We start from the raw sequence: 11,023 nt of genomic DNA, 5'->3' as shown, positions 1-11,023 counted from the left end.
TCCTTGAGGTAAACGGAGAAATACTGGTCATTAGTCAGTTCACACTGATGGCTTCCACCAAAAAAGGAAATCGCCCGTCTTACATACGGGCAGCCAAACATGAAACGGCTATTCCTCTTTATGAATACTTCTGCAACGAGCTGAGCATTGCTTTGGGAAAAGAAGTCGGAACCGGTGAATTCGGTGCAGACATGAAGGTCGAGCTGCTGAATAATGGCCCCGTTACCATCTGTATGGACACTAAAAACAAAGAATAAAATGACTCTGGAAGAAGCACAAAAAACCGTAGACAACTGGATAAAGACGTATGGTGTCCGCTATTTCAGCGAACTGACCAATATGGCTGTACTGACAGAAGAAGTGGGCGAACTGGCCCGTGTGATCTCACGCACCTACGGAGACCAGTCGTTTAAACCGGGAGAAAAAGCGAACCTGGCCGATGAAATGGCGGACGTTCTCTGGGTCTTGATCTGTCTGGCCAATCAGACCGGTACCGACCTGACCGAAGCTTTTCAGAAAAATCTGGAGAAGAAAACAGCCCGCGACAAAGAGAGACATAAAAACAACCCCAAACTATAAGCCTTATGAAGAGTAACAACAATTACGAAGACTACGAAGATTTGACACTTCCCTACGATGAAGAGGACAAAGAACACCTGCATCAGCCAAGCAAGTATGACATTGCATTAGGCAAGTATGAGACAAACCTGGATGATGACAAAATCGCCCGGGAAACTGCCGCACTCATCGAAAAGCATCTGTCAGAAAACGATACTGCGGAGGTCAAGAAATTCCTCTTTCACTGCATCGATCTGACAACCCTGAAATGTACAGACAGCGAGCAGAGCGTCATGAAATTCACGGAAAAGGTGAATGAGTTTGATGACAAGTATCCCGATCTGGATAACGTAGCGGCTATCTGTGTTTATCCTAACATGGCAGAAATCGTCAACGATACACTGGAAGCAGACCATGTAAACATCGCCTGCGTTTCAGGAGGATTTCCTTCCTCACAGACCTTCACGGAAGTCAAGGTGGCAGAAACGGCAATGGCTCTTCATGCAGGCGCTGATGAAATCGACATCGTGATTCCGGTAGGCAAATTCCTGGAAGGTGATTACGAAGGCATGTGCGATGAAATCGAAGAATTGAAAGAGGTATGCGGCGACAAACATTTGAAGGTTATTCTGGAAACCGGCGCCCTGAAAACAGCTTCCAACATCAAGAAAGCTTCTATTCTTTCGATGTATTCAGGCGCAGACTTCATCAAAACTTCCACAGGAAAAGAGAATCCGGCAGCAACTCCGGAAGCTGCGTATGTGATGTGTAATGCCATCAAGGAATACCACCGCGAAACAGGACGTAAAATCGGTTTTAAGCCGGCTGGAGGCATCAATACAGTGAAGGATGCCCTGACCTATTATACCATTGTCAAAGAGGTATTAGGAAAAGAATGGTTAAACAACCAGCTGTTCCGTCTCGGAACCAGCCGTCTGGCAAATCTTCTTTTGTCGGATATTCTCGGACAGGAAACCAAATTCTTCTGATAAAAGCAGACAGGCAGAACGGAACGGATCCGCTCTGCCTGCTTTCACACCAGATATATCTATCTGCCTATTTCTTTCTTTCAATGACGTAATCAATATAAGCAGTCAGCGAGAGACGCAAAGCTTCATCTGCCGAAGCCGGCAACAATTGCAAGGCACGGTTCCGGTATTCATACATTACCTGCTCTGCATGGGCTATTCCTCCTTCCCGCTTTACCAGTTCCACGAACGAAGCAATTTCTTCTTTAGAGGCTTTTAAAGCACGAATCCGGAGCGCCAGTTCACGGACTGATTCATCATTCAGCTTATTGATGACATAAAGTGCCGGCAAAGTAAGTTTGCCTTCCAACATATCATTTCCGGTAGGCTTGCCCAGCTCCGGTGATTCATAATAGTCAAAGATGTCATCCTTTATCTGAAATGCAATACCGATCATTTCACCGAAATCCGCCGCCCGGCTTACTTCTTCTTCCGATGCTCCGGCTGAAAGTGCCCCACTCTCTGCACTGGCAGTAAAAAGAGCTGCTGTTTTCTTGCGGATGACATCAAAATAAATGTCTTCCGAAAAATCGCGGTTACTGATATTAGCCAATTGAATAATCTCGCCTTCCGACAAAGCTTGTCCCAGCCGGGCAACCAGTTCCACCAGCTCGACTTTTCCGGTATGAGCCGCATGCCACAGGCTTGTTGCCAGCATATAATCACCTACCAGCACCGAGATCTTATTGTTATAAACAGCATTAACCGACGATTGTCCTCTCCGTTCGTCACTTTCATCCACGACATCATCGTGTACCAGACTGGCCGTATGCAGCAACTCCAGCGAGAGAGCCACATGCAGCGTAGAGGAATTAATATGCCCAAAGAGCTTGGCCATCAACATCACCAATATAGGACGCATCATTTTCCCGTTGCGCTTTCGGATATACGACAATACTTCTCCCAGCAGCGGATTACTGCTTTCCAGTGATGATTCGAACAGTTCTCTGAATTCACCTAATTCCTTTTCTATCGGTCGTTTGATTAATTCTGTCTTGTCCATGGATATTTATTTGCGTACAAAAGTAATAATAAAACAGCTAATCCCGTATTTTTTTGTACTTTTACATGAAAAAACTTAATATTTTTACACGAATGGAGAAACTGTTTCTATTGGATGCGTATGCGCTGATTTATCGCGCCTACTACGCGCTCATCAAAAGCCCCCGTATCAACTCGAAAGGTTTCAATACCTCAGCCATCCTCGGATTTGTCAATACACTGGAGGATGTCCTGAAAAAGGAAAACCCCACTCACATCGGTATAGCATTCGATCCGGCAGGCCCTACGTTCCGTCATGAAGCCTATCCGGAATACAAGGCACAACGTGAGGAAACGCCGGAAGTGATCCGTCTCTCCGTCCCTATTATCAAGGATATTATCCGTGCCTATCGCATTCCGATCCTTGAAGTGCCCGGATATGAAGCCGACGATGTCATCGGAACACTGGCCACGGAAGCCGGGAAACGCGGCATTACCACTTATATGATGACTCCCGACAAAGACTACGGACAGCTGGTCGGCGAGAACGTATTCATGTACCGCCCCCGACACAACGACAAGGCTTTCGAAGTCATGGGTGTCGAAGAAGTCAAGAACAAGTATGCCATTCAGTCGCCTTTGCAAGTCATCGACCTGCTGGGACTGATGGGAGATGCTTCCGACAATATTCCGGGATGTCCGGGCGTTGGAGAAAAGACGGCACAGAAACTGATTGCACAGTTTGGCAACATTGAGAACCTCCTTGCCCATACAGATCAGCTGAAAGGAGCCCTTCGTACAAAGGTGGAAGAAAACCGTAAGCAGATCGAGTTCTCCAGATTTCTGGCAACCATCAAAACAGATGTCCCTCTCCCACTCGACATGGATGCACTGAAACGTGAATCACCCGACGAAGAAGAACTGAGAAAAATTTTTCAGGAACTGGAGTTCCGCACATTATTGGAACGCATCTTCAAAGAAAAGCCAAAAGAAACTCCGGCCGCAACACCCGGACAAGGCGATCTCTTTGGATTTTTTACGCCCGAGACTACGAGCGAACCTGAAAAAACGAATCTCGCAACGCTTCATACGCTAAATTGTAACTATCAACTCGTTGATAATGAAGAAAAACTGAGCCAACTTCTTCAAAATATCGTTACACAGTCCGTTCTCAGTCTAGATACGGAAACTACAAGTACCGATCCGATACGTGCAGAACTGGTCGGAATGAGCTTCAGTTATGCCGAAAACCAGGCTTTCTATGTTCCTGTACCGGCTGATCGAAGCGAAGCACAAAAAATAGTAGACCGGTTCAGACCTGTCTTCGAAAACAGGGAAATCATGAAAGTCGGACAGAACATCAAATATGATATGCTGGTCCTCGCTAACTACGGTGTGCAACTGCAAGGCCCGTTGTTCGACACCATGGTGGCTCATTACGTCCTTCAACCCGAATTACGCCATAACATGGATTATCTGGCAGAAATCTATCTGAACTATCAGACGATCCATATCGAAGAACTCATCGGACCTAAAGGCAAGAATCAGGGTAACATGCGCGACCTCCCTCCTGCTTCTGTCTACGAATATGCCTGTGAAGATGCAGACGTAACTCTGAAACTGAAAAACAAACTGGAAAAGGAACTGGACGAAAACAATGTACGGAAACTTTTTGAAGAAATAGAAATGCCACTCATTCCGGTGCTGGCTTATATGGAGCGCAATGGAGTACGCATCGATACCGAGGCACTGAAAGAAACCTCACGACACTTCACGCTTCGCATGAAACAGATCGAAGAGGAAGTTTACCAGCTGGCCGGAACTGAATTCAACATCGCTTCCCCCAAACAGGTAGGAGAAGTACTCTTCGACAGACTGAAGATTGTGGAAAAAGCGAAGAAAACCAAAACCGGACAATACGTTACTTCAGAAGAAGTACTGGAAAGCCTGCGCGGAAAACATGAAGTTGTAGGAAAAATTCTGGAACACCGGGGACTGAAGAAGTTACTGGGAACCTATATCGATGCGCTTCCCCAGTTGATCAATCCCGAGACCGGAAGAATCCATACTTCGTTCAACCAGACTGTAACTGCTACCGGACGACTCAGCTCCAGTAATCCGAACTTGCAGAACATCCCGATCCGGAACGAAGACGGCAAAGAAATCCGAAAAGCTTTCATTCCTGATGACGGATGTATCTTCTTCTCTGCCGACTATTCACAGATTGAACTCCGTATTATGGCTCATCTGAGTGGAGATCCTCACATGATCGAAGCTTTCCAGAAAGGTCAGGATATCCATGCCGCCACCGCCTCTAAAATATATAAGGTGCCTTTGGAAGAAGTAACCCGTGAACAACGAAGCAAAGCCAAGACAGCCAACTTCGGTATTATTTATGGTATCTCCGTCTTCGGTCTGGCCGAACGCCTGAACGTAGACCGTAAAGAAGCCAAGGAACTGATCGACGGATATTTTGAAAACTACCCGCACGTGAAGGAATATATGGACGAAAGTATCCGCATTGCCCGCGAACGGGGATACATTGAAACAATCTTCAAGCGCAAACGTTACCTGCCAGATATCAATTCAAGAAATGCGGTAGTAAGAGGATATGCGGAACGTAATGCCATCAATGCGCCGATTCAGGGAAGTGCTGCCGATATCATCAAAGTTGCCATGGTACGCATTTACCAACGCTTCCTGAAAGAAAGAATTCAGTCAAAAATGATCCTGCAGGTACACGATGAATTAAACTTCAGCGTACTGCCTGAAGAACAGGAAAAAGTAAAGCAGATCGTGATTGAAGAGATGGAGTCTGCCTACAAAATGAAAGCACCTTTGCTTGCAGACAGCGGATGGGGACAGAATTGGCTGGAAGCGCATTAAGAGAGATGAAGTGTTAACATATCTTTAAAATATAACATTTTGCTAAGTTGCATAAAATTTTCATGCAAAATATATGCAATATATCAAAGCTTTTACTATTTTTGCACCGCAATCAAAAACAAAATGATAGTAAAACCTAAAACTTTAAAGATATGAAGACTATGAGCATAATGAAAACTTTACTGGTTACAGCAGTTATCATGATTAGTAATGTTACAATTTCAGCACGTACCGCAGAAAGTAATCTGGTGTACAATGCCGAAGAAGTAAATGGTGTAAAAGTTGCAGAAACCGTTTATAAACGCAACGGAGACATGCTTACCAACTACATGAAATATAATTACAAATATGATGATAACCAGCAAATGACCGAAAACCTGTCACAGAAATGGAATGAGGACGAAAAAGCTTGGGAAAACGACTTATGCATCCGCTATACATATGATAGCAAGAGCATTACAACTAAGTATTACAAGTGGATTCCCAAGAAACATACCTTTGTTCTGATTCCGAGCATGACAGTCACCATGGACAAGTAAGCATCACAAAAAACAAAAACAACATTCATAAACTCTCTTATTATTGAAGAGGCACCTCGTGAGAGATGCCTCTTTTCTTTTTCCTTCCTCATCCCTATCAAAACATTTCTCAAAGGAAGCCTCAAAAGCCAATATTACTTATAATTTATAACCAAACTTTACTTCCCTTCTCATAAATTCTCTTTCCATCTGCCTAAGGAAAAATAATTTTCTTGGCAGTTGTCTGATTATTTGATAACTTTGCCGGACAAATCAGAAACAAATAATTAAACAGATATCTATGGCATTACAATGTGGTATCGTCGGTTTGCCGAATGTGGGCAAATCTACGCTTTTCAATTGCTTATCAAACGCAAAGGCCCAGGCAGCAAACTTCCCTTTCTGCACCATTGAACCTAACGTCGGTGTAATTACCGTTCCGGATGACCGCCTGAACAAACTCGCCGAACTGGTTATTCCTGACCGTATCGTTCCGACAACCGTTGAAATTGTCGACATTGCAGGTCTTGTAAAGGGCGCCAGCAAAGGAGAAGGACTTGGAAACAAGTTCCTGGCTAACATCCGTGAAACAGATGCCATCCTGCATGTATTGCGCTGCTTCGATGATGACAATGTAACTCATGTGGACGGAAGCGTAAACCCTATACGCGACAAGGAAATCATTGATACGGAACTTCAGCTGAAAGATTTGGAAACCATTGAAAGCCGTATCCAGAAAGTTCAGAAACAGGCTCAGACAGGTGGAGATAAGGTTGCCAAACAAACTTATGAAGTATTGGTACGCTACCGCGATGCCTTGCTGCAAGGTAAATCGGCCCGTACCGTACAGTTCGAAACCAAAGACGAGCAGAAGATCGCACACGATCTTTTCCTGCTGACTTCCAAACCGGTGATGTATGTCTGCAACGTAGACGAAGCAAGTGCCGTCAACGGAAACAAATATGTGGATCAGGTTCGTGAAGCTGTCAAGGAAGAAGGAGCAGAAATCCTGATCGTTGCAGCCAAAACCGAAGCCGACATTGCCGAACTGGAAACGTATGAAGACCGTCAGATGTTCCTGCAAGAGGTCGGATTGGAAGAATCCGGCGTCAGCCGTCTGATTCGGGCTGCGTACAAACTTCTGAACCTGGAAACTTACTTCACCGCCGGAAAAATGGAAGTCCGTGCCTGGACTTTCCACAAAGGATGGAAGGCTCCCCAGTGTGCAGGCGTTATCCATACCGACTTTGAAAAGGGATTCATCCGTGCTGAAGTTATCAAATACAACGATTTCATCCAGTATGGTTCTGAAGCAGCCGTACGCGAAGCAGGAAAGCTGAACGTAGAAGGTAAGGATTATGTAGTGGAAGACGGTGATATCATGCACTTCCGCTTCAACGTATAAGACCTTTAAAACTTATTCAAATGAACTATCTTGTCATTGGAACCGGCGGCGTAGGAGGAAGCATCGCCGGTTTCCTTGCTTTGGCCGGCAGGGAAGTTACCTGCATCGCCAGAGGCAAACATCTGGAAGCAATCCGTAAGCAGGGACTTCACCTGAAATCGGATCTGAAGGGAGATCACTTTCTTCCGGTAAAGGCTTGTACGGCCGATTCTTTTGACGGCAAGGCTGATGTGATCTTCGTCTGTGTAAAAGGTTACTCCATTGAATCTATCCGTGACGTACTGGAACGCGCCGCAAAACCGGACACGCTGGTCATCCCTATCCTGAATGTATATGGTACAGGACCCCGCATCGGACGAATGACACCTGCGGTTACCGTACTCGACGGCTGTATTTATATTGTCGGATTCGTTTCCGGTGAAGGTGAAATCACCCAGATGGGAAATATCTTCCGGCTGGTATTCGGAGCCCGTCCCGAACAGGAAATTACCCGTGAACGTCTGGAAGTCATAGCCAGTGATCTGCGTGCCTGTGGCATCAAAGTGGATGTTTCAGACGACATCAACCGCGATACGTTCATTAAATGGTCCTTTATTTCTGCCATGGCCTGTACAGGCGCTTACCACGATGTCCCGATGGGAGAAGTACAGAAAGAAGGTGAAGTTCGTGACACCTTTGTCGGACTCTCCCGCGAAAGTGCGGAGATCGGACGCCGTCTGGGCGTTGTATTCCCGGAGGATCCGGTCACCTATAACCTGAAAGTAATCGACAAACTGGATCCGCACAGCACGGCTTCCATGCAGAAAGACCTTGCACGAGGCCATGAATCGGAAATACAAGGCATGCTGTTCGATATGATCGATTTGGGAAAGAAGCTGAATGTTCCTCTCCAGACATATGAGAAAGTGGCTGAGAAGTTCCGAAAATAAGGAATGAAAGATTGTTGTTTTTGATGCTCTCTCAATCCTGAAGAATCCGCATGGCCATATCCATGTAGCGGGTTATATCTGTTGTGATTTCCCGGTCATATAGATCACAGCGCTTGCGCCCCAGGCGCACGACAATGGCATCCTGGCTGGGAATCGCGATGATATATTGTCCCAGCATCCCGCGCATATAAGGATTCACCTGACCGTGATAGTGCATGATCCAGGTCTGGTATCCATAATAATTCAGTGAATCTTTGCCCCACTGGTCCTTCAGCCAGGAAGCAGGACGCATCATTTCGTCCATATAAGCCTGCGAGACCAGCTGACGGCCGTTCCAGTTGCCGCGATGAAGCATGAGCCGTGCAAAGCGGGCTACATCACGGGCCGTCGTATGAAAACAACAGAATGCCTTCTCATCCCCGTCCTGCTTGTCCAACAGCCAGTAGGCATCGCGTTCAGCCTGCATCGGCTTCCACAATTTCTCTTCCGCATACTGGCTCAGAGTCTTTCCTGTAGCCGCTTCAATGACAAAGGCCAGCAACTGCGTTTCCCCGCTGCGATATGAATATTGTACGCCCGGACGGTCACAGACCTCCAGTCCGGTCACCAGCTTGTACAGGTCATTGCCGTAATAACCGTGAGTGGTTACGGAAAACAACGAGGAATAAGCCTCATCCCAGGCCATTCCTCCGCTCATGGTCAGCAGATGCCGGATTGTAACATCGGCCTGCATTCCTTTCCGGTAAGAAGGTATATAACGGCTTACCGGGTCATCCAGACTCTGAATTTTCCCTTCGTCCAGGGCAATTCCGGCAAGCATCCCGACGATTGTCTTGGTTGCAGAATAAATATTTGAGGTCAGAGTATCGTTCCAGCCATCCCGATATGTCTCAAACAACAGGCTGTCATGACGGATCACCAGAAAGGCAACCGTATGCAGGCTGTCCAGATAATGTACGTCCGGTTCCGGAAGCTGACAACGGTTGTAGTCAGCCGACAGCGGCCAGTTCCACACACGATCCGGATCATGCCGGACAGTGTGCCGGTGGAAAGTCTCAAGATCATCGATGACCGGCATCCAGTGAATCAGTGCCTGACGGGCATAATAAGGCAGCGAGCAATAGACCACTGCTGCCACCACAATCACACCGAGAACGATACGCAGTTTCATCTCTCCTACCTCCTTTTCCAGCCGTTTTTATTTTCTTTATGCTTCCGGAACCGTCCGTTTATTTCTTCAGATACGCACAAAGCTTCTGAACCGCACGTGCCCGGTGACTGATCTTGTTCTTTTCCTCGTTCCCCATTTCAGCAAAGGTTTCAGTGTATCCTTCGGGAACAAAGACCGGATCATAACCGAAGCCGGAAGTACCACGGCGGTGACGGATAATCTCGCCCCGCACGACTCCTTCAAACAGATGTTCCTTGCCGCCCTCAATCAGACAGATTGCCGTACGGAACTGTGCCCGGCGGTTGTCCTGTCCTTCCATTTCATGCAGCAGTTTCTTCATGTTCGCTTCCGAGTCATGTCCTTCACCTCCGGCATAACGTGCCGAATAAATCCCCGGAGCACCATTCAGAGCCTCTACTTCCAGACCGGTATCATCGGCAAAACAGTCCAGCCCGTAGTTGCGGTATACATACTCTGCCTTCAGGGCAGCATTGCCTTCCAGCGTATCGGCTGTCTCGGGAATGTCTGCTTCACAATGAATATCCTTCAGGCTCAGAACTTCAACCTGATCGCCCAGAATGGCCCGGATTTCTTCCAGTTTGTGAGCGTTATTTGTAGCAAAAACCAGTTTCTTCATACTTACATTTTTATTTGACCTTCAGTTTGTCGAATCCTTCTCCATATACTCCCACCACGTTGCTTTGTGAGATAAACGCGTTCGGGTCTATGTCCTTCACCAGGCGGAAAATATCAATCGACTCGCTCTTCTTGGCCAGTACGACAACAACCTTGATCTCCTGCTTGCTGTACCATCCCTTGCCGTCAAGAAGTGTCACTCCACGATCCACGCGGGTAGCAATGCCTTCGGCGATCTCTTCATACTTTCTGGAGAAGATCAGGAACTGTACCGACTGACGGGTCGAATTGATCACATAGTCAATCACAAGACTCATGATGAAAAGGACACAAAAACCAAACAGCACACGGCGCCAGTCGTGGAAAATAAAGTAACACGACGAAATGATGACAATATCACAATACATCATCATGCGTCCCAGCGTCACATCCTTGTATTTGTTGATGATCCAGGCAATGATATCCGTTCCTCCCGTACTGCCGTTGTTGCAGAACACGACTCCAATACCAAAGCCCAGCATACCGGCTCCAATGACACAGGCCATGAAATCCTGGCCGGGTCCGAGCAACTGAGGCAGCTTTCCATCGTCTCCTTCCAGCAGACGCTGGAACAGCCAAAGCAGAAATGTCAGCATGAAAATGGCATAAATGGTCTTCACACTGAATTTCGGACCGAGAATCTTCAACGCAAATCCCAGAAATACGGCATTGATGACGAAGTAGGAAACCTGTATTTCCACACCTGTGGCATAATAAATGATAGCCGCAATACCGGTAACACCTCCGGTCGTAATCTGATAAGGAAGCAGGAATGCCGCCCACCCCAGAGAATAACAGATCAGACCAAACGTGATGGCCAGATAGTCTCTCGACTCCCGGCCCAGTTTTCTTTTCAACACGGCTTCCATGTG

11 protein-coding genes are annotated in these 11,023 nt (G+C 46.8%); 7 read left to right on the top strand and 4 right to left on the bottom strand.

Annotated elements, in window-relative coordinates:
• The 3 genes from BACCOPRO_RS18410 to deoC form a co-directional block, all read left to right on the top strand.
• On the top strand, nucleotides 1-257 hold a 257-nt coding region (locus tag BACCOPRO_RS18410; protein WP_008140035.1), incomplete at its 5' end, for a D-aminoacyl-tRNA deacylase.
• A gap of 1 nt (nucleotide 258) precedes the next feature.
• Nucleotides 259-579: a nucleotide pyrophosphohydrolase gene (locus BACCOPRO_RS00910; RefSeq protein WP_008140034.1), complete on the top strand. Its 321-nt coding sequence runs from the start codon at nucleotides 259-261 to the stop codon at nucleotides 577-579.
• A gap of 5 nt (nucleotides 580-584) precedes the next feature.
• A complete protein-coding gene (gene deoC / locus BACCOPRO_RS00905) occupies nucleotides 585-1,547 on the top strand; it encodes a deoxyribose-phosphate aldolase (RefSeq protein WP_008140032.1) in 963 nt (320 codons plus the stop codon).
• Between the two features lie 67 nt (nucleotides 1,548-1,614).
• Here deoC and BACCOPRO_RS00900 read toward each other — a convergent pair whose 3' ends face one another.
• Nucleotides 1,615-2,589 (bottom strand): polyprenyl synthetase family protein, encoded by a 975-nt coding sequence (locus tag BACCOPRO_RS00900; protein ID WP_008140030.1) that lies wholly within the window; start codon nucleotides 2,587-2,589, stop codon nucleotides 1,615-1,617.
• A 92-nt stretch (nucleotides 2,590-2,681) separates the two neighbouring features.
• Between BACCOPRO_RS00900 and polA the strand changes: the two genes are divergently transcribed.
• The 4 genes from polA to BACCOPRO_RS00880 all read left to right on the top strand — a co-directional run bounded on the left by polA (nucleotide 2,682) and on the right by BACCOPRO_RS00880 (nucleotide 8,305).
• Complete coding sequence (gene polA, locus BACCOPRO_RS00895; RefSeq protein ID WP_040311024.1) at nucleotides 2,682-5,453, top strand: DNA polymerase I; 2,772 nt, start codon at nucleotides 2,682-2,684, stop codon at nucleotides 5,451-5,453.
• Nucleotides 5,454-5,605: 152 nt separating this feature from the next.
• Entirely contained in the window at nucleotides 5,606-5,992 is a 387-nt protein-coding gene (locus tag BACCOPRO_RS00890) for a DUF3836 domain-containing protein (protein WP_008140026.1), read from the top strand.
• A 280-nt stretch (nucleotides 5,993-6,272) separates the two neighbouring features.
• Nucleotides 6,273-7,376: a redox-regulated ATPase YchF gene (ychF, locus tag BACCOPRO_RS00885; RefSeq protein WP_008140021.1), complete on the top strand. Its 1,104-nt coding sequence runs from the start codon at nucleotides 6,273-6,275 to the stop codon at nucleotides 7,374-7,376.
• A gap of 20 nt (nucleotides 7,377-7,396) precedes the next feature.
• The gene (locus BACCOPRO_RS00880; protein ID WP_008140019.1) at nucleotides 7,397-8,305 is read left to right on the top strand and encodes a ketopantoate reductase family protein; all 909 of its coding nucleotides are present in this window, start codon (nucleotides 7,397-7,399) and stop codon (nucleotides 8,303-8,305) included.
• Nucleotides 8,306-8,336: 31 nt separating this feature from the next.
• Here BACCOPRO_RS00880 and BACCOPRO_RS00875 read toward each other — a convergent pair whose 3' ends face one another.
• From BACCOPRO_RS00875 to BACCOPRO_RS00865, 3 genes are read right to left on the bottom strand one after another with little or no spacing between them, the layout of a single operon-like run.
• Complete coding sequence (locus tag BACCOPRO_RS00875) at nucleotides 8,337-9,476, bottom strand: serine hydrolase domain-containing protein (RefSeq protein WP_008140018.1); 1,140 nt, start codon at nucleotides 9,474-9,476, stop codon at nucleotides 8,337-8,339.
• Nucleotides 9,477-9,534: 58 nt separating this feature from the next.
• Nucleotides 9,535-10,113, bottom strand: a complete 579-nt coding sequence (locus tag BACCOPRO_RS00870; protein ID WP_008140016.1) for a non-canonical purine NTP diphosphatase — start codon at nucleotides 10,111-10,113, stop codon at nucleotides 9,535-9,537.
• A gap of 10 nt (nucleotides 10,114-10,123) precedes the next feature.
• Nucleotides 10,124-11,020 carry a YitT family protein gene (locus BACCOPRO_RS00865; RefSeq protein ID WP_008140014.1) on the bottom strand — a complete coding sequence of 299 codons (897 nt, stop codon included), beginning with the start codon at nucleotides 11,018-11,020 and terminating at the stop codon, nucleotides 10,124-10,126.
• Nucleotides 11,021-11,023: the final 3 nt, after the last annotated feature.

This window comes from Phocaeicola coprophilus DSM 18228 = JCM 13818 (assembly GCF_000157915.1).
Lineage (GTDB): Bacteria > Bacteroidota > Bacteroidia > Bacteroidales > Bacteroidaceae > Phocaeicola > Phocaeicola coprophilus.
The sequence above is the reverse complement of the archived record's forward strand: the minus strand, read 5'-3'. Positions and strand labels throughout refer to the sequence as shown.